Here is a 25,358-nt window from a genome sequence, read left to right on the forward strand (position 1 = left end):
TTCTACAATAATTTTTTTTCTTTTATCTCACTTATTTTCTTAATTTTATTCACTTAATAAAATACAAATTAAAATAAACTATGTTTAAAAAATTAGCTGCAGAGGCTTTAGGACTTGGAGATATTGGTAAAATTATTCCTTCTCAGGATTATGATAAAGTAGATTCTGATGATTATATTTTGTCGGAAGATAATGAGAAAATTTTCTTCTTAATTAAATCTAAAAGAGATGAATATTGCTTCACAAACAGAGCATTAATTCATATCGACGGAGCAAGTGCTTTGGATAAAAAGAGAGTTTTGAAGAGATACGAATATTATCAGTTTCCTTTTTCTAATATTGCTTTGCAAACTGCAGGAACGATTGATTTAGATGTTGAAATTTCATTTAATATCGGAAATGTTCCTTTGATGATAAGCGTTGCAAAAGGTCAGATCGATCAGCTGAAAGACTTGTACAAAGCTCTTTTGGCGATTCAGCAGGAAGTTCATCACAATCATTCTTTGTTGAATTTTTCTAATGACAGCATCCAGAAAGCAATAACAAGTGTAGCATCAGGAAAGCAGGAAAATGTTTCGAAAAGTCAGGAATTAAGGGCAATCAACGAATATATTTTTGCTTGGAACACTAATAGTTTCGACAAATATAATCAGAAAGATTTCTCGAGAATTTTTGAAAAGTATATTAATAATTAGAATTTAATTCAATAAAAATAATATATTTAAAGCTCAGATTTAATCTGGGCTTTTTTAATAAACTATGACTCATGAAAAAAATATTGACTGTACTGTCTATCCTTGGTTTTACTTTTTTATTTTCACAAGAAGAAACAGAATACATTAATAATCCTCTTCCGGCAAAGTATGTTTTGAAAACTTCAAAGGATACAATTAATACCTACGTTGTTGGAAGCTATGCATTCAAAAAGAACCACTTCACAGCAGATACGTTTTTAAAGAATATAAAAACTGAAAATAATGAAGTAAAAACAAAAGTTCCTGTAGAAACAATCAGATATCTTGAAATTACTGATTTTGATAGAAAAATAAGAAAATTTATTAATTCGGATCGTTTTCCCGAACTGAAATTGGGAAGCAGAATGCTTGAAGTTTTATTTCAGGGAAAAAGAATCTTAGTTTTGAGAGAGGAATATAATGTGAATATTTACGGTAATACAGGAGCTACATATTACACTCTTGATAAAAGAGAATTGCTTAAAAAATCAGGCAGGGATAAAGTTCTGAAAGAACGGCTTGAAAAATATCCTGACTTACTTGAAAGATATAAAAGAATAAAAAAAGATGCTGAATATTACGAGCTGCTTACTGATTACGAGAAAAAAATTGAAGATTCATTAGATTGATTTAAATATAAACCACAGATAAAAATCTGTGGTTTATTTTATAAATTAAATCCGATTGGATTTATTCCCATTCATATTTTTGTTCAACTGTAAAGCGTTGATTCGTTGTTACTTGAATTTTAGCGTCTGTTTTTGGTAAATTATTAGTCACTTTTGCAAAGATCTTGTTCATGTGAGCTTCTTTGGCATTCACATATTCTTTTAAACTAATCTTTTCTTTATTCAAAAATTGTGGTTTATATACAATTGATTTTTCATCATTAATATTAACTGATTCCGCCTTCCATATATCATGATCTTTATTATCGGTTCTAATGTCTAAAATTAAACCAGGTAATCCATAAAATTTAAAAGGTCCTGCAGAATACGGAAGGTCTCTTGTAAAATATGCGGTTACTTTTGATCCTCTGAAAATTCCTGTTGCTTTTATGCAGTTATAACCTAGAATTTTTTTTGTTTGGTTTTCCTCAATTTTCCAATCAGGTTTTGGAACTCTATCGAAGATAAAAAAGTCTCTTTTATCTACACTTGAGGTAAAGAAAATGTTTCTTTCTGATTCGTCATTAATATCTGAAACAAAATATTGTTTATTAGGTTTTCTTCCATTATCTAAATTTATGGTTACTGTCCAATCATCTGTTAATCTATTTTGTGCAACGATCGAATCCTGAACTGAAAAAATTTGATTGTTTTTTATATACAAATCTTCATGAGTGGTCGTGAATGGTGATAATACTTTTAGATACCTAACATGTATTTGCTGGGAGAAATAGAATCCTGAAATAATAAATAAAATGAATAAAATAAATTTTTTCATGTGAATGTTTTATGTTAACCCTTCTAACGAATTAGAAGGGTTGTAAATTAATTTTAAACTTATGGAGTTGTCAACCAATATCCTGCTGCCCAAAGTGCAACTTGTATTCCTGTTTGCCAAGCTTGACAGCTAGCTAGATTAGGTTGATCAGAATAAACTGTTTGATAGCCCACAACCTGACCACCTGACCAATAGGTAATTGCTACGCCACACTGTTTAATCGGTGTTTTTTGCTCTATTTTAGCTTTTTTTTCTGCCTTTTTTTCAGTGTTTCCGTTTTCATTGCCTTTGGCGCTTACGAATCCTGCAACTCCTAAAGCTGCAACTAAGATAATCTTTTTCATAGTTAATTGAAATCTAAAAATTAATAATTAAATTATAAAAAACATTTTGTGCACTTGTGTTTTTTGTTTGAGTAAAAATGAAAAAAATAAATTAATTATAAATTGTGTTTTAGGAATAATTTATTATTTTTACGACTAATTTATTCTTATTATGAATGATATGATCAGTAAAAATATTAGAAAGTATAGAGAATTTAAAGGTTTTAGCCAAGAATATATGGCAAATCAATTGGATATAAACCAAGCTTCTTATGCTAAAATAGAAAATAATTCAACGAAATTGACTGTAGAAAGACTTTTTGCAATTTCTAAATTGTTGGAAACAGAAATCACGGATTTATTAGATTTAAAAAACCAAACAGTTTTTAATCAAAGTGATAATGAAACAGCAAATGCTTACGGAAAAATCGAGCATTTTCACAATGAAAATAAAGAGATTTACGAGAAACTTATCCAGTCTAAAGATGAACAAATCGCTTTGCTTAAACAAATGCTTGAGCAAAAAAATAAATAGCTATTTTTAAATTCGTTAAGATTAAATTATTTAATAATAAATTTATTTGTGTTAAAATAATTTTAAAATCATCACATTTAGAAAAATTAACCAATTTTTATCAGGTTGTTTTCTTACTTTTATTCAATGAACTTTGAAAAAACAGGGCTTGTTTTATCGGGAGGCGGTACCAAAGGTATTGCACATGCAGGAGTTTTAAAATTCTTAAGCGAGAAAAATATTGATATAGATATTTTGTCTTGCTGCAGCGCCGGATCTATCGTAGGAAGTCTTTACGCTATCGGCAAAAAGCCGGAAGAAATTTTGGATTTCTTTCAGTCGGTGTATTTCTTCAACTGGAAACATTTTGCTTTTAATCAGCCGGGTTTGGTTTCGTCTGTCATTTTTGCCAATTATCTGAAACCGGTTTTTCGGGATATGAAGATTAAAGATTTAAATAAAGAAATCAAAATTGTCGCTACAGAGCTTGTTTCCGGAACAGAAAAGATTTTTGATGAAGATTTTCTGGTTACCGATGCAGTTATTGCTTCATGTTCTATTCCCGGAATTACGACTCCCTATATTTTAGGCGAAGAAATGTTTTGTGATGGGGGAGTTCTCAATAATTTCCCTGCAGATATCATAAGAGACGATTGTGATCGGTTGATTGGTGTTTTTGTGTCTCCGCCACATGATATTAAAATTAATGACCTGAAGACGATTAAAGCGATCGTTTCACGTTCTTACGATTTACTCTCATATCGCATCGAAAAAATAAAATTTGATTATTGCGACTGGTTTATTTCTTCTCAGGATTTATCGAGCTACGGAACTTTTGAAAGAAAAAAAGACAGATTGGAACAGATTTATAATATCGGTTATAATGCGGCAAAAGATAGCTTTGCTGAAAGCCAGTTTTTTTCAGAATTAAAGAATAATAAAAATATTATCTGAGAAATTTGTCTTAAACTATTTTATAAATACATCTGTAAACTGGAAACTTTTTCCATTAAAAAGGCCTTTATCGCTCAATTTTAATTCAGGAATTACCAGAAGAGCCATAAAAGACAAACTCATGTAAGGAGCTCTTAATTTACTCCCTAATTCTTTCGCACGTCTGTCTAATTTAATGTAAGATTCAGCAACTTCTTCCGCAGGAAGATCGGTCATAATTCCTGCAATAGGTAATTCCAAAACCATTTCTTCATTTTCTGTTGCTAATGAAATTCCTCCTTTAGCTTTAATAATTGCATTGACGGCTTTACACATATCCTCATCATTTGTTCCGACAACCACTATGTTGTGGCAATCGTGTGCGACACAGGAAGCTATGGCTCCGTTTTTTAATCCAATATTTTTAATGAAAGCAGTAGCGATTGGTGCATCATGATAACGGTTTACGACAGCTATTTTTAGGATATCTTCATCTGGATTTGATTCCGTGTAACCATTTATTACCAATGATTCTGCATGAATTTCGTTAGTAATTAACTGTCCGTCCAAAGTTTCTATCACACGGATTTTTTCACCTGAGCTTTTTATTTTAAAATCAGATGGCTGTTTTAGGCTGCAATTAAAATTATTAACGATAGGAGCTTCAAAAGACGGAATAAACGATTTACCATTTTCAGCAACCAGATTGCCGCCAATATATGTTTTTAAGATAGTAAAATCTTCAAGATTATCAATTTCAATAAAATCTGCGCTGTCGCCGATTTGCAATAAACCAATGGGTAAATTATAGTGTTTTACAACGTTATAAGAGGAAGCCCGAAGGACATCATACAGGTTATGACCAAGTTTTAAAGCACGTTTTACATGATCATCGATATGAGATTCAATTAAATTATCAGGATGTTTATCGTCACAACAAAACATGATCTGTTCCGGAAAATCTTTTAATAATGGAATTAATGTATCAAAATTTTTCGCAGCGCTGCCTTCACGGATCATTACTTTTACACCGTGTTGAAGCTTTTCCAAGGCTTCTGTATAGCCGAAACATTCATGATCGGTTGTTATTCCTGAATTGAAATAAGTTTTCATTTCTTTGCCCATTAAACCGGGAGCATGACCGTCAATAGGTTTATTATGTCTTTTTGCGGAAGCCAGTTTTTTATGAACTTCTTCATCATTGTAAATAACTCCGGGGAAATTCATCATTTCAGCCAGATAAACAATTTCTTTTCTGTCTAATAATTTATCAATGTCTTCAGAATTAATAATTGCTCCTGCTGTTTCAAAATTGGTTGCAGGGACACAAGACGGAGCACCAAAGTAAAAATGAAAAGGAACTTGCTGAGCATTGTCAATCATATACTCGACACCGGAAATACCCAAAACGTTCGCGATTTCGTGAGGATCTGAAATTGTTCCCACAGTTCCGTGTTTTACAGCGATGCGTGCAAATTCTGTAGGTACAAGCATACTGCTTTCTATATGAACGTGAGCATCGATAAATCCGGGCAAAATATAAGTGTTCAGAGTTTCTGAAATCTTTTTTATAGAACTGATTTTATTGTCTGTAATGACGATTTCTGCAGGATAAGTTTCCTTAGAAACTACGTCGATTAAGTTTGATTTGATTGTAAATGTCATTGTGTTTCTATCATTTTAAAAATCATGTGAATTTACCAAAATAATAGAAACAACGACATTATTCGGAAATTTAATGGTGATTATTGTTAATTCTTAACGACCTGCCCGTCTTGGTTTACAATCGTTTTTCCATTTTGATCATCTACCATCAGAGTATAAGGTGCTTTTTTAGGAGAATCTGTTAAATAATTTCTCCAGATCTGATAAACATATCCGTTATTATTAAATTCGTAATAATAGTTTCCACCAGTTCCATCAGGAATCAATTCTCCGTCTGAAATAATCATGCTTGGTTTTGTAGTTACTTTTCCATTCACGCTCCAGGATTGATAAAGATATTTTCCGTTGGGTTGTTTATCGATTTTTATTTTAAATTTTTTAGTTTTTATAATAACCGATTTTGGTACTCGTTCTTTTTGATAGTTTACTTTTGAAATTGGATTTTCATTAATAGTATTCGCTTGAATTAATGAAAACTGAGCAATACAAATCGCTCCGAATAAAAGTTTTTTAATCATTTTTTTAATGTTTATTGTTGACATTTTATCTCATCAAATTTAAAGCCAATTATTACTGTTTTCTACAATTTAAATCAATATTTTTCTTACTAAAAATAGAGTTTTGAAAGTGTAAATTATCGACATTTAAAAATAATAATATTGATTTTCAGTTGATTATAATTTTTGTGAAAAAATAATTTCATTTTTCGAAACAACTGAATATTTTTCTTGCGTACATTTGTACCACAAAAGGATCTCTTTCCTTTACCATTGAAATGAAACTAATTAACTTTAAGTTTTTTCTTTTAAAAGTATCAGAAATCATATTCACGATTTTTAATACTTCTCCTCCTTCAGTTTCTTAATTTTTTCGAAAGAATTATCAAATAATTCGTACTCTGTTTTTTCATATTCTGAAAAATAGAGCGCAATCGCTGTTTCAAATTTAATCAAACATAAAAACAAACGAACTATGGAATTAGGTTTTCATGGCTGGATGATTCCGGCTGTAATTGCACTTTTGTGCGCAATTTTTTACAAATTCATTTTAAGAATTTTCTTTGGATTAATCATTGTTCCCCAAGACAAAATAGGATTAGTCACCAAAAAGTTTGTGTTGGTCGGTAAGCAGGAACTTCCGGAAGGAAGAATTATCGCAACCAATGGAGAGGCTGGTTTTCAGGCTCAGACATTAGCTCCGGGAGTCTATTTCGCAAAATGGATATGGCAATATTCTATTGATTTTCAACCTTTCATTGTAGTTCCTACAGGAAAAATAGGGTTGTTACTCGCAAAAGACGGTATGGAACTGGAAACCGGAAGAATTCTCGGTAGAAAAGTTGACTGTGATTCTTTTCAGGATGCTGAAGCCTTTTTAAAAAATGGAGGGAGAAAAGGTCGCCAAACTGCGATTATTGCTCCGGGTTCTTACAGGATCAATACGTTATTATTTGAAATTGAATTAACGGATATGACTCAAATTCCCGATAATGCGGTGGGAATTATTACAACAATGGAAGGAAGTCCTTTAGAAGAAGGTCAGATTGCGGGTAAAATTATTCAAAATCATAATAAATTTCAGGATGTTGATACTTTTTTAAATAGTGGAGGTTACAAAGGTCTTCAGGAACAGGTGATTTTGGCGGGTTCTTATTTCCTTAATCCTTGGTTTACAAAAGTTGAAATGGTGAAAATGACGGAAATTCCGATTGGTCATGTTGGTGTGATTATCAGTTATGTTGGTGAAGATGGTAAAGATTTAAGCGGAGTCGATTTTAAACACGGAAATATTGTTGAAAAAAGTCATAAAGGAGTTTGGGCAGAACCGATTGGTCCCGGAAAATATCCGATCAATCCTTATATTATGAAGGTTGAGCTTGTACCTACGACAAATTTAGTCTTAAATTGGGCTTACGAAAGAAGTGAATCTCACCAATTAGACAAAAACCTTTCAACGATTACAGTGAGAAGTAAAGATGGTTTCCCTTTCAATCTTGATGTTTCTCAGATCATTCATATTCCGACTTACGAAGCTCCAAAAGTGATTGCCCGTTTCGGAAATATGATTAATCTTGTAAGTCAGGTTTTGGAACCAACCATTGGAAATTACTTCAGAAACTCTGCGCAGGACAGTGACGTTATTGCCTTTCTGGGAACTCGTAAAGAAAGACAACAGTCTGCAAAAGATCATATCAGCAGTGTTTTGGAGCAATATAATGTCAACGCAGTTGATACTTTGATTGGTGCAATCGTTCCTCCGGAAAGTTTAATGAAAACCTTAACGGACAGAAAATTAGCTGAAGAACAGAAAATTACTTATGAAACAGAAATGCTGGCTCAGGAAACACGTCAGGCTTTGGAAAAAGAAACAGCAGTTGCCGATATGCAGAAGGAAATTGTAAAAGCAGATCAGGGAGTTTGGATTGCCGAAAGAATTGCCGATGCGTCCGTGAAAAAAGCTACCGGAGATGCCAATTCTGTAAGATTGCAAGCCAATGCTGAAGGGGACAGACTGAAACTTTTGGCAACCGGTGAAGCTGAAAAAACAAGACTTCTTGCTAAAGCCGAATCAGAAAAAATTGAATTACTGGCAAAAGCAAACGCGGAACAAATTTCATTGACAGGTAATGCAGAAGCAGAAAAAATTCTGGCAATTGGTAAATCGAATGCCGAATCGTACAAATTGTCTGTAGAAGCAATGGGAGGAAATAATTTTACTCAATTAAAAATCATGGAAAATATTGCCAGTCAGAATGTGAGAATTATGCCTGAAGTGTTGATCGGAGGAAACGGAGACTCTGCAAACGGCGGAATCAGCGGATTGTTGGGACTTCAGCTTTTGGAACAGATACAAAAGAAAAATGTAGAAACGGTTTCAGTAGTTGAAGAAAAACCGGATAACAATTCTTGATTTTTTTTAACGCAAAGATTTTATTTTAAATATATCATTTAAGTGAGCAAAGAAGAATCAACAAGTTGATTTGATGAAGCTATTTTCAAGCTTCCCGAAGCAAATCCATTTGCCTTTGCTTCCTAAAAATCAAAAGTGTGAATAATTAATCTTTGCGTTTAAATTAATTGATAAAAAGAAAAATGCTCCAAAACTATGGAGCATTTTTTATTTTTAAGCAGTATAACTTGCAAAAGCTTCTTCCAGACTTTCAAATTTACCTTTAAATTCTTCAATTGGACAATCTTGTAAAATATTCCCTTTGTGAATAAGGATTACACGCGAACAAAGCGCTTCAACTTCCTGCATAATATGTGTCGAAAGCAAAACCGTTTTTTGTTGACCGATTTCTTTCACCACATTTCGGATTTCAACGATCTGGTTGGGATCAAGACCGTTTGTAGGCTCGTCCAAAATCAATAAATCCGGTTGATGAATGATTGCCTGAGCAAGACCGATTCTTTGTTTGTAACCTTTTGAAAGTTGCCCGATTTTTTTGGACTTTTCGGGAGTAATTCCAACCAATTCGATAACCTCATCTACTCTTGAAGCCGGAATTTTATGAATATTCGCAACGAATTGTAAGTATTCTTTTACATACATTTCCAGATACAACGGATTATTTTCAGGAAGAAAACCTATTTTTTTCTTGCTTTCAATCTCATTTTCTGTAATATTTTTGTCATTAAAAATTATTTCGCCTTCATCTATTTTCAAAGCACCGACGATAGATTTCATTAAGGTGGATTTTCCGGCTCCGTTCGGTCCGAGAAGACCAATGATCTCGTTTTTATCGATAGAAATATTAATATTGTTCAGTGCAGATTGTTCACCAAATTTTTTGGTTAAATTATTTATTTGAAGAGACATAATTTGTAATGATCTTTTTGCAAAAATAAAAATAAAAAAACTCATTCGGGGGAATGAGTTGAGTTAATATTTCAAAAATATTGATTATTTTTTTGATTTCTTGTCCTTGCTGTTCGTTGCAGGAGTAGCTGTTGATGCTGTACTTGTCGCCTGGTTGGCAGAATTGATATTATTCATCGTAGCAGGCTTCTCATAGAGTGCAGATTTTCCGTTTGCCTTGCCGAAGATTTTATCAATCTGCTTTTTGTTCAGAAGCTGTGATTTTCCAACATATTTTTTGTTCTTATTAATATATTGAATGAACTGAACAGTCGGTGTTCCGTAATTTTTCTCAAAATGCAGCTCGATAATGTCATTTGGAAGTTCCAGCACAATATTGCTTTCAGGGGCATCAATAAATCCGTTTGCGATAAGTTCATATAAACCGGAAACATCTTTATTTAAATTCTGGAAAGAAAAAGATCTAAATGTATTAAGGTTGGCGGTATTCAAATCCTGATAATTGATGGTAAACTTATCGTCTTTTTTATATAAACCTACGGAATTATCTTTACCAATTTCCACCAAAGTTTCGTTTTTCAACACTTTAATCTGTGCGAAAGCCGAAATACCGAACAAACATATAAATAGTAGAATTATTTTTCTCATGAGGTGATTTTTAGTGTTTTATAATTTGTGTATCTAAATTAATAAATAAAAATGTAAAAAACATTTTTATTCCTTTGAGCAAAAGTAACAATTTTTTTTAATATCCGTTAATGAAAATTGGTTAACAATATTATTCAATAACTAATGAATTATTTTAAAGTGTTGATATTCAGTTTTATATTTTAAATAAGTGTTAAATGTGCTTATAGCTTCACAAGTCAAAAATAATTTTATAAATTAGTCTAATTCATTAAAAATCAATTGTTAATGAATGTTTGTTAGGGTGGATAAATATTTAGTTTGAAATAAACGTTAATTCTGATTAATCAAATTACTTAGATTATATTAAGTTTTTCTTCGGCGAATTTTTTAAAAATTTATAGGAACAATCCTTTTTGATCTCGTGGAAAGTTTTGATTATGCTCAATGTAATTTTTTATTTCTTACATTAATTTAAAAATATCGGCTCGAAGAAGAAAAATCTATACGATATAAGTTGAGAAAAAATAATATTACAAATTTCTCAAAAATACTATCACCTTATAAATGAGCAATATGAAAAAAAGTAAGAAATTTTTTCTGTCCTTTTATTTTTTTCCTAATTAGCATTTGCGTAATTTTATACTCCGTATAATAGAATTCATAATATCAATAAAATGGAAAGATATAATTACGGGATGATTGGCCTAGGAGTAATGGGACGAAATCTTCTTTACAATATTGCTGATAATGGTTTTTCGATCGCAGGATTTGATCTTGATGAAGAAAAAGTAAAAGAACTGGAAGGCGGAGCTACCTCAAACATGAATGTAAAAGGTACCGTTTCTTTAGAAGATTTTGTATCTGCATTAGAAACTCCTCGGAAAATAATTCTTATGGTTCCTGCAGGAAAACCCGTAGATGCGGTTTTAGGAAATATCACTCCGCTTTTAAGCAAAGGTGATATCGTTATTGATGCAGGAAATTCTTATTTCAAAGATACAGACAGACGTATTACCGATCTGGCATCAAAAGATCTTCATTTTATGGGAATGGGAGTTTCAGGAGGTGAAAAAGGGGCAAGAACAGGACCAAGTATCATGCCTGGAGGAGATTTGGAAGCTTTCAATCTTCTTCAACCGATGTTGGAATCCATTTCTGCAAAAGTAGATAATGAAGCTTGTACAGCTTATATGGGGAAAGGTTCTGCCGGAAACTATGTAAAAATGGTTCACAACGGAATTGAATATGCCATTATGCAGTTGATCAGTGAGGCTTATGACTTACTAAAAAGAGGAGCAAACCTAAGTAACGATCAGCTATATGAAGTTTTCAAAGAATGGAATAATGGTGAAATGAATTCTTTTCTCATTGAAATCACTAGAGATATTTTTAAGCAAAAAGATTCACTGACAAATGGTTATCTTGTTGATCAGATTTTAGATAAAGCAGGAGCAAAAGGAACCGGAAAATGGACTTCCGAGCAAGCGATGGAAATCGGTGTTTCTATACCGACCATTGATATTGCCGTTACTTCCAGAATTTTATCAGCTTACAAAGATGAGAGAGTTAAAGCTTCTCAATTATATTCTGAAAAAGAAATTACAACCCCGGAAAATATCGAATTATTCATTAAAGAAGTAGGGGAGGCCCTGTTTTTGGCTACATTAATCAGCTATGCTCAAGGTTTGGCTTTATTGGTAAAGGCTTCCGAAGAGTATCAATTTGAAATTCCATTAAAAGATGTTGTGAAAATCTGGAGAGGAGGATGTATCATCCGTTCGGTTTTATTGGAGAAATTTTATGAGGCTTATTCAAAAGATTCAAATTTATCTAATATTTTATTGGATCAGGATATTTCCGTTATCGTAAAAGAAAAAATATCTTCATTAAGAAAAACTGCTGCTTTTGCTGCTTCAAACGGAATTTCAAGCTTAGGAATTCAGACAGCTTTAGGCTATTTTGATGCTTATACAACAGAATCTCTTCCTGTGAATTTGATTCAGGCTCAACGAGATTACTTTGGTGCACATACTTATCAGCGAATCGACAGAGAAGGTGTTTTTCACACTTCTTGGCAAAGTATAAATAATTAAAATCAGGAAAAATGAGTGAAAATAAAGCCTTGCAGCCAACAACAATAATTATTTTTGGTGCTACAGGAGATTTGGCAAAAAGAAAACTTTTTCCGGCGTTTTATAATTTATACATCGATGGAAGAATGCCCAAAGGTTTCAATATTGTGGCATTAGGAAGAGCAGATAATACCGATGAATATTTTAAAAATTATATCAAAGAAAATCTGGAACTTTTCTCAAGAAAAAAGGTAACTTCAGAAGATTGGGCGGGTTTTCAGGCTCATATTACCTATTTTCAGCATCAGTTGGATGAAGAAAATTCTTACAAAGATCTGCATCAGAAATTAGCAAAGTTTGACACTGTTTACGGAAAAAGAGGGAACAGATTATTTTATTTATCAATCGGTCCTAATTTTGTTTCCACGATATCAAATCACATAAAAAATACAGCGTTAGCTTCTGATGCTCAGAAAGATCGTATCATTATTGAAAAGCCTTTCGGTCACAATAAACAATCAGCGATTGAGCTCAACAGTTTATTGGCTGAAACTTTTGAAGAAGAGCAAATCTACCGTATCGATCATTATTTGGGAAAGGAAACAGTACAGAATATATTGGCATTTAGATTCGGAAATTCGATTTTTGAACCTTTGTGGGATCGTAAACACATAGAATCAGTGCAAATTACTGTAGCTGAAGAGGTTGGTGTTGAAACAAGAGGTAGTTTTTACGAGCAGACAGGAGCGTTAAGAGATATGATTCAGAATCATTTATTACAAATCCTGTGTATGGTTGCTATGGAACCACCTACTTCATTGGAATCTGGCGAGATCAGAGATCGTAAAGTAGATGTGCTTAAATCAATTCGCAGAATTTCTCCCGATAAGGTTGATCATTACGCTGTAAGAGGTCAGTATGGAAAAGGTACAATAAACGGAGTGAAAGCCAAAGGCTACCGTCAGGAAGACGGAATTGCTGAGGATTCCAATACAGAAACTTTTGCAGCCGTAAAATTCTATCTGGATAATGAAAGATGGCAGGATGTTCCTTTTTACGTTCGTACCGGGAAAAAAATGAAAGAAAAGCATTCTTATATTACGATTCAGTTTAAGCCGCTTCCACATTCCACATTTTCCGAGAGCTCACAGCTTTTATCGGCAAACAGATTGATTATCAATATTCAGCCGTTGATGGATATCAGACTTCAGTTTATGGCAAAAAAACCGGGTCTTTCTTTGGTTTTAAAGCCGGTTGAGATGATCTTTGACAATTTTGCCTGTCAGGAAGATACTCCTGAAGCTTATGAAACCTTATTATTGGATGCACTTTTGGGTGATCTTACCCTATTTATGCGTTCGGATCAGGTAGAAGAAGCTTGGGATGTTGTAAAAACAATACAGGAAACCTGGGAAAATACTAAAGATTCAGCTTTTCCAAACTATGAAGCAGGAAGTTGGGGACCTGAAGACAGTTTTACATTGGTTGAAAGACAAGGTCACAGCTGGGTATAAAATTTTTAAATTTAAATAGACGAAAATGAATATTACAGTATTTGATGATCTAAATACATTATATACAAAAGCAGCAGATACTTTTGTTGATCTTTCGCAAAAAGCTATTCGGAAACACAATCGTTTTGTTGTTGCATTAAGTGGAGGCTCTTCTCCTAAAGCCATTTTTAATTTGCTGGCTACCCAGGAATATGCAGAAAAAATTGAATGGAATAAAGTATATTTTTTCTGGGTTGATGAAAGATGGGTTTCTTTAAACGATGAGAGAAGCAATGCAAAAATGACGTTTGAAGCACTTCTTGATAAAGTTCCCGTTAATAAAGATCATATTTTCCCGATGTATAAAGACGGTATTGAACCTGAAGACTACGCTAAAGAATATGAGCAGCAGATTAAAGATATTCTTGGAGAGAAAGGTATTTTTGATTTTATTCTTTTGGGAATGGGAGATGATGGTCATACAGCTTCTTTGTTCCCGGGCGAAAATGTTTTGAACGAAAGTGAAAAATGGGTAGATGCATATTATCTGAAACCACAGGAAATGTTCAGGATCACTTTGACAGCACCGATAATTAATAAGGCTGAAAATATCTTGGTTGTAGCATTCGGTGAGTCGAAAAAACACGCATTGAATGAAGTATTAAACGGAGAATACAATCCTACATTATATCCATTACAGCTTATCGAGAAAAAAGACGGTTTTCAGTTTTTCACAGATGAGAAAGCAATGGGCTAAAAGAAATGTAATTATCAAATCAGATAAAAAGGTCAATAGAACATTCTATTGACCTTTTTTTGTGAAATAATAAGTTCCTGCACCAAAATTAAATATCATAGTTGTTTGAAACGCATAGTAAAAATGAGAAAAAACATCTTCATACTCTTTAGAAAATAGCTATTCTGAAATTGGTGTATTTTTCGTCATCTTTTTTCATTTTTTCTTGTTTTTAGATGTTTTAATAAACTGATGCTGACAATCCTTGGTTTAGCAGTTGAATAAAATGAAGCCGTATTGAGGACAGGTTTTCTTTAGTCACAAAAAATTTGTTCCAACAGGCAAGAAATGTAATTTTACTCTGCTGAGATTTGTTTTAATCGGATATTTCTGAAATCAATAGCTGAACCTTCGTAATTTAATGAAACCCGACCCTCTGCAGAAGAGGCTTCCACACATTCGTTCACTAGTTTTTCATTCAAAAATTGTGTAATTTTTCCATTAACAGATTTGATCACGATCGAATTCCATTCGCCATAAGGCTTTTCATTTTCTGAGAATTTTGGAGAAGTAACGCTTGCGCCCGGCTCAACCAGTTTTCCATTTACTTTTGCAGTGACCTGATCCATGAAGATAAAATCTCCTGTCGTATTTTCTTTGATTTGAAACTGAATTCCCTTAGGCCAGATCCTGTCAGGTGAATCTGTAGGAATATTATACATGACGCCGCTGTTTTTCTTGCCTTTTCCTTTATTGTATTTCTCATCCATATTCCATCTGTATTCCAGAGAAAGCTCAAAATTCTTATAACTTTTTTTAGACATCAGATAGCCAATATTTTCGCCATGCATTTTGATCATTCCATCAGAGAACTCATATACTTTTGACGGTTCCTGTTTTTCAGAACTTGTTTTTATATAAGCATACCAACCATTCTCGGACCATGTTTTTTGCTGAATACCACAAGAATTTAAAATAAAAAGAAAGGCAAAAACAGAGATATTTTTTTTAAACATAAACGAATATATCAAAAGTTGAAGATGATACAGTAAAAGTACTTATTACATTTTGTATTCGAAAAAAAAGAGATAGGATTTAAACAAAATTTACACTTGTTTATACGAATATTGAATGGCGGTCGACATACATGATGATGTTTTATGAATCTATCATATCCGAAATCGCAGGTGAAAATCAAAGAATATTCATTAAAAACAGTTTTCTCAATAAGTTGTAAGTCCGAGACATCGGTGATATCTTCGGACTATAAATTTAATGATCATATAGAATGAGGGAAAATCCATACGATTGAGAGCTTTCATTGTGTTATTAGAATCTTGGATATATAAAATCTGTTAGCTAGGGGGTATTTAGTTGAAATTAATTTGCGATTTTGTACCCATATAAAGTACTTAAAACTACCTGATAAACACTTCCAGTGGTTACAGTTGCTGCCGAAGCCATGCTCACAGTTTCTCCTGCATTCAGATATGCAACACATGAAACGGTCGATGCTACCTGAGTTCCAGGATTTGGCTGAAAGAATTGCACAAGAATATTATCAGGATTTATACTATAATTTTTTACAAGGTATAATACTGTAAAACCAAAAGCTGGTTGACCGGCTACTAATGCATTATCAAACTGTGTAGAGCCGTAAAACATATAATATCCGGAAGTAGGTGCGGTGAATCTGCCGTTTGAGATATTCAGCACGTTTCCTGTATTGATTACTGTTCCGTTCGGATAATTGTTTTCCTGTCTTATGTAAGGCCCGGTAGTTGCTGTAAGAGTCTGACGGGTACTGGTGGGAATTGTAGAAAAAAGATAATTGGTAGAAGCAGCGGGTAGGCTTGTAGAACTTGAAATTAAAATTAATTCCCAAGTAGTCCCCGTGGTAGTTCCTTTGCTTATAAAGAAGGCATAGTAACCGGGAGGTACATCTACAGACGATACTCCTGCTCCGCTTTGATTATCTATAAGTTCTGTTCCTGAAGCAGTTATAGACAGCATAGCGTTTCCTGTATTCTTGAAATGGTAGGTACGTCCGACGAAATTTCCCGAACCGCCAATTGCTGAAGGTAAAGTCAATATACCATTAGTACTTCCATTGTATGCTACGTAAAAATCGTCTGCATTAATCACAGTATTTGTTGTTACAGTCTTGTAGCTTGCAGCAAAAGATCCGTTCACGGTAAGTTTACTGCCTGGATTTGGCGTGTTAACACCTACATTTCCTGCCTGTGCAGAAATCAAAACACAGTTTAGAATTGCTAATAAGGATAGGAAAACCGAATTTCTTTTCATATGAAAATTTGTTAGGACGTTCAAAAGAATATTTCTATTGTAACAGTTTATAATTAAATAAAAGCGAGAAGATCAGCTTTATGTTAATTCTGAAATTTTACAAAATCAATATAAAAACCAGGGTTGCCTATATTGAAACCTGCTGGTACAACTGCATTAGTTTTCCTTGCCAAAATGGGGTAAGTCCCTGGAGTAGAAAAATAAAGCACGCGGTTCTGATCTCGTGGAGACATTATTTGAACATCCGCGATATTACAATATGTTCTCCAAATATCTCCTATTCCGTTAATGTAAAATGAGTAATCATTACAATTTGATTGTATAGTCAATCCTGAACGGAAAAAATACCATCCTTTGGCTGGAATTGTTACTGTAACCCCTGTCGCCAAAGTATTTGAACCTGCTGCACCTGTAAAAGGGTTGATAAGTGTCCCGGAATAAGAAGTCCAGCTATTTGCAAAAGAGGTGGTAGTTGTAGACGACCAGGTTGCCAGACCATTGTCATCACTTGTTAAAACATATCCAAGTTGCTCTGTACCATCCTTGATCTGCAATGCACCGTTTGTTGTACCATTATCGATGACAAGCTTAGAACTTGAAGCTCCTGCAGGAACAGTGTTTGTACCAACCAGAACCTTTCCCGTTCCGTTGACACTCAGATTATTTCCTGCTGTATCGATGTTGGTTGCCTGAGATAATGTACCGCCTAATTTCACGTCAGTACCAGAGAGAGTGGTACCGTTGCTGGCTGTTATGTTATTATTGATGATTGTTGTTCCGCTGCCGCTGCCACCTTCGAGCTCTGTAATGGACATGAAGCCAATAACTGAGTGTAATAATGCTGTTCCGCCTCCTGTTTCCAATCTTACTTTCACAGAAGTATCTGCAGCAGGTCTGTAAATGGCATAAGCTTCCGGCTGACCTCCTATTGAAGATGCCGGATAATTATTAAGCGCATCGATAACTCCCATCGTAGTGGAAGGGAGCGGAGAATTATTTGAAGCATCAACCCATTGATAAGCAGCATAACCATTGGTGAGAGAGAACTCGGTAGCATGAAGCTGACAACGAAGAACATACGTTTTACCAGCTTTTAAGTTAAAAACACCTGTATTATATGTAATATTATTCATGGCAATAACAGATCCAAATGTTACATCTGAGCCTGTAGATATAGATTGTGAAGCATTAGGTTTCACAATAATATAATCTCCGGTGGAGGAAGATCCGGAAGAAACGACTTCCCATGTAGGATTGGCACCCGTAAGACCTGTGCTTATTAACTGCACACTTTGGTTTGCAGGAACTGAAACAGTCGTGTTTCCGTTGATTGTTTCCGGAGCTGCGGCATTTACTGTTATGCTAAAATTTGTGTTATTTTTAATCGTATGCATACGTCCTTTAAAATTTCCGTTTCCGCTGATAGCCGCCGGAAGATTAAATGTAGCATTGGCTGTCCCGTTATACGATACATGAAAATCTGTTGCCGACAAATTATAAAGAGTGCCGGTTACGGAGTTGTATTTAGCCGCCAAAGATCCGTTAATATCCATTGTAGATCCCGGATTTGGAGTATTGATCCCTACATTTCCTGTCTGTGCAAAAGCAATAGAAGAAGCTAGCAATCCTACTGCTTTTAATAATGTTGTAAATTTTTTACGCATTTATTAATGTTTTTTGTTAAAAATCTTTATTAATCTTTTACCGGAATGAAGAGGCTAAATGCTCTTTTGTAATATTGTAAAATTATAGAAATAGTTCAGCAAAAAAACTCACAATTTGTAGAATAAAATTAAGATCCTTGTAGAAAATTTTCTACAAGGATCTTGATAAATTGATGGTTTTATATTTTGTTTTAAAGCTTATTTTTCAATATATTATGAGACTGCTATTAAGCAAACAGAAAATAACTAAGATATATAAGTTTGATAAAGCTTAATAAGATCGGCGAGATTTTTGGTTTTCAATTTATTATGAATTCTTTTTTTATACGTGCTTATGGTAGTCATCTGGATATTCATAGTATTTGATATTTCTAAATTTCCATAGCCTTTTACCATTAAGATAAAAATTTCATATTCTCTTTCTGAGAGATTTTTTATGGTATCTGACGGCGATTCTTGTAGTAATTGATTAACGATAGCAGACGGATAATAATAGCCTTCAGAAAATATCCTGCTCACTGCATCTGAAATTTCATCTACCTTGCTCAGTTTACTGAGATATCCATTAGCACCTTCTCTTATATATTGTACCGCTATTTCTTCTTCGTAGGCAGAGAATATCAGGATTTTTATATCAGGATCAATTTCTTTAATTTCGGGGATCATTTTCTTGTTTTTTGTCTCGGGCATGTTGATATCTAAAATAACAAGGTCATATTTTTGGCGGGAAATTTTCTCCAATGCTTCGGGATAATCTTCTGCCTGATCAATAATAACATTTTGTATTCTCGATTCTAAAATTAAGCTCGTACCGGCCAGTACAACATCATGATCATCGGCAATAAGGATATATTTAGTCATTTTTTTTATTTGTTAAAATTAGTTTGAAAGAAGTTCCCTGTAATTTATTTTTTTCGAATACAATTTTGCTGTCGATCATTTGTAATAATTGTAAGACAAGATGCAGCCCCATCCCATATTTCTGTAATAATAGCTTTTCACTTTCAATATTATACTGAAGCTTTGTATAATACTCTATTTTTTTTTGATCCATGCCGATTCCCGTGTCTGTTATCGTCAAAATGATATTTTCGTTCTCAATGGTATTTTTGATGGTTATGGTGCCGTTTTCTGTGAATTTTACAGAGTTATCAAGCAAATTATGGAGAATAGCAGCCAATATGCTTTTACTGATCTGTGTCTGTAAAGACGGGGCAACATTATTGATAATTACAGTATTGTCATTCTCTGCAATGGCACTGAATAGTATTCTTTTTTCTTCGATAAGCTGATAGAGAGAATAAGATTCTGTTTTATCTTCCCGATGGCTGTAAATATCTGCGTATTCTTTCAGCGTAATGGTGAAATTATACAACTGGTTCGATGATTTATAAATGGAATTAAGGATTTTTTCGGTAAGTTTTTGATCAAATTCTTCTTTTTCCAAAATTTCTTTTGCTGTATGAGCAATAAATTTTATCGGAGTTGTAATGTCATGGGTGATGGTACCGATGAGTTTTTTTTGCTGTTCGATCTCTTTATGAAGCTGTATTTTTGTAGTTTCTAATTTGTCTATGGTATCAGATAGTTTTCTTGTACGCAGATTAATAACCCGTTCCAGCTCATAATTTTTATTTTTTAGAAAGCTTAATCTCCATCTTACTAAAAAATATAACAGGAATAATATGACCGAAAAGATTATTATTTTAAACTGAAGAGTCTGATAAAAATAAGGCGGAATAACGATATTTATTCTTTTATAGATAAATTTTCCGGTATCAGAAACAAGTACTCTTACGATAAGAGTATGGTTCCCGTATCCAATGTTTGAAATTGAAAATTTTCTTTCCTTACCGATAAGCTGCCATTTCTTTTGAGCTGCGTCGTCTAGCTTTGCCTGGATCACAATATTATTGGGATTTGCATAATACGGAACATCAATAAATATTTCAATACGGTCGGATTCTTGATTCAGATATAAATCATTCTTAAAATAGAACTCTTTATTATCAACCATACACCTTTCAACGTAAATTTGTTCAGGATAATAGCTTTTAATTTTTAAAGGATTGAAAAACACAAGTCCGTCTAATGAAGGAAGCACGAATTCTCCATTTTTTAACTTTGCGGCGCACACATTACTACCACCGTTAAACTCATTTGTATTGAATCCCGAATCTTTTGAGAATCTGTAATAATTTACTTCAAAGGTGTGATTTTCGGCATATTTTAAAAGCTGACTTTCCAATATTTTATAAAGTCCGTTATTAGTAGGTATCCAGAAAAAACCGTTGCTGTCTTCTAAAATTGTATGCGGTGAAGAAATATTGTTGTTACTGTCATAAGGCATTTTAATAAGGTGATTGTTTTTAAGTAAATAAAAGCCTTTTCCTAAAGTTGTTATCCAGAAATTACCATCTTTTGACTTTACAATATTACGGATTGATATTTCGTTGGTGCCGATCAAGTACGCTTTATTTGTTTTGAGTGATACTTTATACAGTCCTTTTATAGTACCAACCAGCATATTATCCTGATCAATCCTGATCAATTTTGTAGGTTCATCATTAAATACAATTTTTTTTTCTAAAGAATTGAAAGATCTGTCCTTGTATACCGCAAGCATTCCGTAAAATTGATCGAGGCCCTTTTTTTTCGGTTTTATAATGATTGCATAATATCTGTTTTCATCGAAAAAAAAATCGTTTATAAAAAGGCCTTTTATCGGGACAGAAATGAAATTTTTGTAAGAACTTTCTTTTTTATAAACCATTGCATGGCCTTCATTCCGGACGATAATATTTCCATTTTGATCGTAATCCATAAAAAACGGATTTGTATCTTTAAACTTCTTATCGGCTATCAAACCGGTCCGTGTATAGATTTCTCCCCAATAAGTAATTACTGAAGAAGAATTAAAAGGAAGGAGAGAGTAAAAGATAGATTCCGGCTTTGGTCTTTTTCTAGCAGTAAATTCTGAAAAATTAATAATCTGAAGACCATCTACACTGCTTCCCAGATAAAGTTTTTTGTAAAATTCATCATAATATATGCTGCTAAGATTATCTTTTTTTATAGTACTGTTCATCTGAACGAGTTGGGTTATTTTCAGCTCTCCGGCTTCATAACGGCATGTGTAAAGTGTATTTTCATTAAAAATAAAAGCCTGATTATTGATCTGATTCCAGAAAATTTTGCTTTTAGGATCAGTAAGCAACGGAATATGATAAGAATTTACAATTTTACCCTGTTCTATTTGTTTTACTTTTTGATTTATTATATCTAAGTAAAATACAGATTCGTTAATCGCAAAGATTTTGGGAATGTTTTTATAAAATGGATTTATTTTCAGCTTTTCCTCGGTTCTTATATTATAAGACTTATAAAGCAGAAAGTTTTCTTTTATATAGTATCTCCCTTTTTTTAACATCATATAGTAATTTATGGGAACTGCACCATAGCTGTAATTGGAAGAATACAGGAAATACTCAATATTATCTTTATAAATAACATTGTGATTTTTTTTGAAATTTTTATAAACAGTTGGCTTTTTCTCATGCAATAAAATAGTTTTGCCATAGCCGCCGGTAGAAAAAATACTGTCTTTATCAGGAGAGCCGTAAAAGTAGGTGAAACGTTGGCTGTTTAGCGGAAAATCTTTGTAGACCAGGAAATTGACCCCATCATATCTCACAATTCCGTTTTCGGTTGTGAGCCAGATAAAACCATATTTATCTTTTATAATATCTTTTACACTATTCTGCGGTAGTCCATTATCGGTATTGTACAACTGGATGTTATACTGTTGACCATAAACTTTAAAACAGATGAACAAAAAAATGAGGAGTATATATTTATGCAAATCTTATAATTTAAGATTAAACAAAGATATAACGGAATAAAATGTAATAAAACAACTATAAACAAATTTAGATTATTTTTAAATAATTAATAAATATAGAAACAGAGAAAAATTAAATCAATTCTTTAAAAAGATCTATGCTTGCCCTGAATAACCTCAAAAAGATTGTCGAATTATTGATAAACGGTAATAATCTCTTCTACAACGACCGATGCAAGCTCATCCAACTCAGGAATTTGAAATGAAAGGCTGATCTCCATCAATACCATGACAACGATCAGACCTGCCACTGCCGCGTCATCTTCAAAAACGACAAGAAAGCTTGCGGGATCTTTGCTTTTGATAATCGCATCTCACCATCTCATGCCGTTACGCGTCAATAAATAGGGAAGTTCCCTCGAAAATAAAGGAAAGAACTAAAACAATATAAATCATGTAATAAAAATATTGCTTTTATTCGAAAAATGCCAATACTGCAAGAAAACTTTTTTCTTTATTTTTTTATAATCAAACATATTTATTTGTTGTTTTTTGATTGTATGTTGAGGGTTATTAGTACAGGTATTTAGAATTAGAATAGGTGTAACGAATTGGTATTGGTGGAATTATTTGGCTTCAAATGGCAATATCATATTAAAATGAAGTAAATTAGCCTAATAACAACTACTGAGATTGCGGTTGTTGATTATTTAAAAAGTATTACCAGCGCTTGTCATATCAGGAAGCCTAATGAGAAAAAGAATTACATTATCATATGGAATAATGGTGCTAGTCATTTCATTAGCGGTAGGATACGTCCTTCTACTTGATGTATTGAGCAATATGGGAAATCCAAATGGAGACAGAGCACCAGATTATTTTATTATGACCGAACCTGTGACAGTCAAAAAAATAGAGTTACCTAAAGGAATAAAACTAACTTATGAAGAACATTTACCTATACTCCCTATTCATTTTAATTTCAGTTCCGACGAATCTATTTGCCCAAAGTATTAAAAGCAAAGACAATTATACTTATCAGGTCAGAGAAGAAAAAGGAGATTTAAATAATGATGGTAAAATGGATAAAATAACTGTAAAAATGGATACAGTAGACGAAACAAGACCATTAAGATTGCAGATTTTCCTGTCTCAACCCAATGGAAAATTAACTTTGGCCGTATCTTCAACTAAGATCATCGAGCCGCAATATCCCGTTGAAAATCAAGGAAAATTTAACGGTTATCAAATTCCCGATTTCTTTATTGAAAAAGGGATCCTAAAAATGTGGAGTGAAATTAAAGGCGGAAATATTACTTACGATTTCAAATATAACAATGGTAATTTTGAATTAATTTATGTTGATAAGCTCACTAATAATGCAACAGAAGGGTATACTGATGAAAATACAATATTTACAGAAACTAAATTTGACTTAGTTACAGGGATCAGAACCGAAACTGATGAAATATCAGGTTCATCCAAACCATTGAAAGTGAGAAAAAAAAGAGTTTTGATACGACCTCTGCCCAAAATACAGGATTTCAAATTTTCTGATAAAGAATTATATTAAACCGAATCGCCATGCCAAACCAAACTAAATATATACAATGAAAAGTATTATCATTTTAATTATTTTTCCGTTGCTGATGTCTTGTCAGACCAATAGTTCTGACCTTGATAAATTATCCTTTCCAATAGATATATCGACTATTGAGAAAAAATATGAACTCGATAAGAACAGTGATCTTTCAGGTGTTATTGTGTACAACAGTACTGATCCCGACTTACTGCAATTCTCCGGGTATTCCTTTTCGGGAACCCTTAACAAGCAGGATGCCTCAATGTTATCCACTAATTATGTGTCTTTTTATGAGAACAGGACGACTAAAAAAGTGAATGCTTACAGGCTGGAAATAAGAACAACTAAAAAAGCAGAGGAATTTGAGAAAATGTTGGAAAAAAAATTCGGGAAGACCGATTTTTATTACCGGGACACAGAATTTTCTTACAGAGTATGGAATACCGGCAATAAGCTTTATCTGTTCGAGACCAACAATACAGGACAATACAATAATGAAAAATTCAAATCCTGCAGCTTGTATGTTTTGGCTAATGGAGATCAACTGCTGACCGACTATTTTATTTCAGGAGGTTTTCAGTATTACGGAGATTACCTTCGGGAGAAAAATAAACCTGAGCATACAGGAAAAAAATACACATATAGAAATTTTGTGGACGAAAAGGAAAAAGATGATGGCAGGGATTCATTCTACCTGAAAGATTATGTGAAATAAACTGATATTTATTTACTGTTTTTATTGGGATTAAATTTCATTTGTAAACCTTTTATTCCCATTATATCAGCCACATTTTCTAATTTTTGGTCATCATTGATAGTTACCTCAACTTTTGCAGGCAAAGTAGGTTTTATCCTCCCTTCCTTTTGTTGTACAATATGCCACGCTTCATGAGGCAGGTGTTTTTCTTGATCGAGATCAATATGAATGTCCGAACCTTCTGAGCAGGTATCTGATTCTAGTTGTGCAGGAATAGCACTATTGTAATGTACTTTTACGTCATCCATAGAATGACCTGAGAGACTTTCTATTCCTGATTTTAAATCATCAGGTAAAATTGGGGTATTTTTTTTCATTTTAATAGGATGTAAACATATTTTCATCACTATAAATATAGAAAGAACATTTTATTTAAGTCAGAATAAATAAAACCAATTCATATTTGTATTTGTTACTGGTTTGTGTGCCTTTTTCTATATAGCCCTAACTCTCATTTCTTTCTAAAATTATTTTCCTGGTATGTCAAGTACATAAAACTAAATCATCCTATGATCAGCAAAATTGCTATCGAAAATAAATATCGTTGGAACATCAAACCAGAACATATAAAAATTGTCGTTTAAGTATTGACTGATTCAAAGGGTCTTAATCGGCAGTAAAATAATCGGCAAAGCACCTTTGTTGAGTACAAAAGACATTGCGATGTTTTCTGGCCTTCAATAGGATTTCGACATTACAAAAGTGAGAACAGAGTTAGGTTTCAATCCCAAAAACTCAAAACAAGCAGTAACAGAAGCAATGATTTATTTACAAGAAAACTATTAAATTGATACACAATAAATTCAGCTTTTGTGCTAAATTTGATAAAAAAAATCTAATTG

Annotated in this window: 22 protein-coding genes; 10 read left to right on the forward strand and 12 right to left on the reverse strand. The window is 33.0% G+C overall.

What is annotated here, in order from left to right:
• The first annotated feature begins 80 nt into the window (after positions 1–80).
• On the forward strand, positions 81–695 hold the full coding sequence (locus ABD745_RS05300; RefSeq protein WP_047400304.1) for a PH domain-containing protein: 615 nt from the start codon (positions 81–83) through the stop codon (positions 693–695).
• A gap of 71 nt (positions 696–766) precedes the next feature.
• Positions 767–1,363, forward strand: coding sequence for a hypothetical protein (locus ABD745_RS05305; protein WP_344826327.1), 597 nt, complete (start codon positions 767–769; stop codon positions 1,361–1,363).
• 61 nt (positions 1,364–1,424) lie between these two features.
• Here the strand turns inward: ABD745_RS05305 and ABD745_RS05310 are convergent, their stop codons facing one another.
• A complete protein-coding gene (locus tag ABD745_RS05310) occupies positions 1,425–2,180 on the reverse strand; it encodes a GLPGLI family protein (RefSeq protein ID WP_344826330.1) in 756 nt (251 codons plus the stop codon).
• 59 nt (positions 2,181–2,239) lie between these two features.
• Complete coding sequence (locus tag ABD745_RS05315) at positions 2,240–2,524, reverse strand: hypothetical protein (protein WP_344826333.1); 285 nt, start codon at positions 2,522–2,524, stop codon at positions 2,240–2,242.
• A gap of 151 nt (positions 2,525–2,675) precedes the next feature.
• Here ABD745_RS05315 and ABD745_RS05320 point away from each other — a divergent pair, with 151 nt between their 5' ends.
• Together ABD745_RS05320 and ABD745_RS05325 are read left to right on the forward strand one after the other, a co-directional pair.
• Positions 2,676–3,038, forward strand: coding sequence for a helix-turn-helix transcriptional regulator (locus ABD745_RS05320; protein ID WP_344826336.1), 363 nt, complete (start codon positions 2,676–2,678; stop codon positions 3,036–3,038).
• A gap of 126 nt (positions 3,039–3,164) precedes the next feature.
• A complete protein-coding gene (locus tag ABD745_RS05325) occupies positions 3,165–3,971 on the forward strand; it encodes a patatin-like phospholipase family protein (RefSeq protein ID WP_344826339.1) in 807 nt (268 codons plus the stop codon).
• Between the two features lie 15 nt (positions 3,972–3,986).
• Here the strand turns inward: ABD745_RS05325 and ade are convergent, their stop codons facing one another.
• Together ade and ABD745_RS05335 are read right to left on the reverse strand one after the other, a co-directional pair.
• Positions 3,987–5,615, reverse strand: a complete 1,629-nt coding sequence (gene ade, locus ABD745_RS05330) for an adenine deaminase (RefSeq protein ID WP_344826342.1) — start codon at positions 5,613–5,615, stop codon at positions 3,987–3,989.
• Positions 5,616–5,701: 86 nt separating this feature from the next.
• Positions 5,702–6,133 (reverse strand): hypothetical protein, encoded by a 432-nt coding sequence (locus ABD745_RS05335; RefSeq protein ID WP_344826345.1) that lies wholly within the window; start codon positions 6,131–6,133, stop codon positions 5,702–5,704.
• Between the two features lie 454 nt (positions 6,134–6,587).
• On the opposite strand from ABD745_RS05335, the gene ABD745_RS05340 reads away from it, so the two are divergent.
• Positions 6,588–8,525, forward strand: coding sequence for an SPFH domain-containing protein (locus tag ABD745_RS05340; RefSeq protein WP_344826348.1), 1,938 nt, complete (start codon positions 6,588–6,590; stop codon positions 8,523–8,525).
• Between the two features lie 213 nt (positions 8,526–8,738).
• On the opposite strand, the gene ABD745_RS05345 is transcribed toward ABD745_RS05340, so the two are convergent.
• Positions 8,739–9,434 carry an ABC transporter ATP-binding protein gene (locus ABD745_RS05345; protein WP_344826352.1) on the reverse strand — a complete coding sequence of 232 codons (696 nt, stop codon included), beginning with the start codon at positions 9,432–9,434 and terminating at the stop codon, positions 8,739–8,741.
• An 84-nt stretch (positions 9,435–9,518) separates the two neighbouring features.
• Positions 9,519–10,082 (reverse strand): hypothetical protein, encoded by a 564-nt coding sequence (locus ABD745_RS05350; RefSeq protein ID WP_344826355.1) that lies wholly within the window; start codon positions 10,080–10,082, stop codon positions 9,519–9,521.
• A gap of 656 nt (positions 10,083–10,738) precedes the next feature.
• On the opposite strand from ABD745_RS05350, the gene gndA reads away from it, so the two are divergent.
• Genes gndA through pgl form a run of 3 tightly spaced genes read left to right on the forward strand, consistent with a single transcriptional unit; the run spans position 10,739 to position 14,386 of the window.
• The gene (gndA, locus tag ABD745_RS05355) at positions 10,739–12,157 is read left to right on the forward strand and encodes an NADP-dependent phosphogluconate dehydrogenase (protein WP_344826358.1); all 1,419 of its coding nucleotides are present in this window, start codon (positions 10,739–10,741) and stop codon (positions 12,155–12,157) included.
• An 11-nt stretch (positions 12,158–12,168) separates the two neighbouring features.
• Positions 12,169–13,650 carry a glucose-6-phosphate dehydrogenase gene (gene zwf, locus ABD745_RS05360; RefSeq protein WP_344826361.1) on the forward strand — a complete coding sequence of 494 codons (1,482 nt, stop codon included), beginning with the start codon at positions 12,169–12,171 and terminating at the stop codon, positions 13,648–13,650.
• A gap of 25 nt (positions 13,651–13,675) precedes the next feature.
• Positions 13,676–14,386, forward strand: coding sequence for a 6-phosphogluconolactonase (pgl, locus tag ABD745_RS05365; protein WP_344826364.1), 711 nt, complete (start codon positions 13,676–13,678; stop codon positions 14,384–14,386).
• A gap of 335 nt (positions 14,387–14,721) precedes the next feature.
• Here pgl and ABD745_RS05370 read toward each other — a convergent pair whose 3' ends face one another.
• The 5 genes from ABD745_RS05370 to ABD745_RS05390 form a co-directional block, all read right to left on the reverse strand.
• On the reverse strand, positions 14,722–15,381 hold the full coding sequence (locus ABD745_RS05370) for a 3-keto-disaccharide hydrolase (RefSeq protein WP_344826367.1): 660 nt from the start codon (positions 15,379–15,381) through the stop codon (positions 14,722–14,724).
• A gap of 364 nt (positions 15,382–15,745) precedes the next feature.
• The gene (locus ABD745_RS05375; protein WP_344826370.1) at positions 15,746–16,672 is read right to left on the reverse strand and encodes a hypothetical protein; all 927 of its coding nucleotides are present in this window, start codon (positions 16,670–16,672) and stop codon (positions 15,746–15,748) included.
• A gap of 83 nt (positions 16,673–16,755) precedes the next feature.
• Entirely contained in the window at positions 16,756–18,336 is a 1,581-nt protein-coding gene (locus ABD745_RS05380) for an autotransporter outer membrane beta-barrel domain-containing protein (RefSeq protein ID WP_344826373.1), read from the reverse strand.
• Positions 18,337–18,582: 246 nt separating this feature from the next.
• Positions 18,583–19,197: a response regulator gene (locus ABD745_RS05385; RefSeq protein ID WP_344826376.1), complete on the reverse strand. Its 615-nt coding sequence runs from the start codon at positions 19,195–19,197 to the stop codon at positions 18,583–18,585.
• The gene (locus ABD745_RS05390; protein WP_344826379.1) at positions 19,190–22,198 is read right to left on the reverse strand and encodes a ligand-binding sensor domain-containing protein; all 3,009 of its coding nucleotides are present in this window, start codon (positions 22,196–22,198) and stop codon (positions 19,190–19,192) included. The genes ABD745_RS05385 and ABD745_RS05390 overlap by 8 nt, the downstream gene beginning before the upstream one ends.
• Before the next feature lie 922 nt (positions 22,199–23,120).
• On the opposite strand from ABD745_RS05390, the gene ABD745_RS05395 reads away from it, so the two are divergent.
• Both ABD745_RS05395 and ABD745_RS05400 read left to right on the forward strand, forming a co-directional pair.
• Positions 23,121–23,750: a hypothetical protein gene (locus ABD745_RS05395; RefSeq protein ID WP_344826382.1), complete on the forward strand. Its 630-nt coding sequence runs from the start codon at positions 23,121–23,123 to the stop codon at positions 23,748–23,750.
• A gap of 37 nt (positions 23,751–23,787) precedes the next feature.
• Entirely contained in the window at positions 23,788–24,474 is a 687-nt protein-coding gene (locus tag ABD745_RS05400; protein WP_344826385.1) for a hypothetical protein, read from the forward strand.
• An 8-nt stretch (positions 24,475–24,482) separates the two neighbouring features.
• Here the strand turns inward: ABD745_RS05400 and ABD745_RS05405 are convergent, their stop codons facing one another.
• Positions 24,483–24,833 carry an eCIS core domain-containing protein gene (locus ABD745_RS05405; protein ID WP_344826388.1) on the reverse strand — a complete coding sequence of 117 codons (351 nt, stop codon included), beginning with the start codon at positions 24,831–24,833 and terminating at the stop codon, positions 24,483–24,485.
• Between the last annotated feature and the right edge of the window lie 525 nt (positions 24,834–25,358).

It is taken from the genome of Chryseobacterium ginsenosidimutans, from assembly GCF_039536845.1.
GTDB lineage: Bacteria > Bacteroidota > Bacteroidia > Flavobacteriales > Weeksellaceae > Chryseobacterium > Chryseobacterium ginsenosidimutans_B.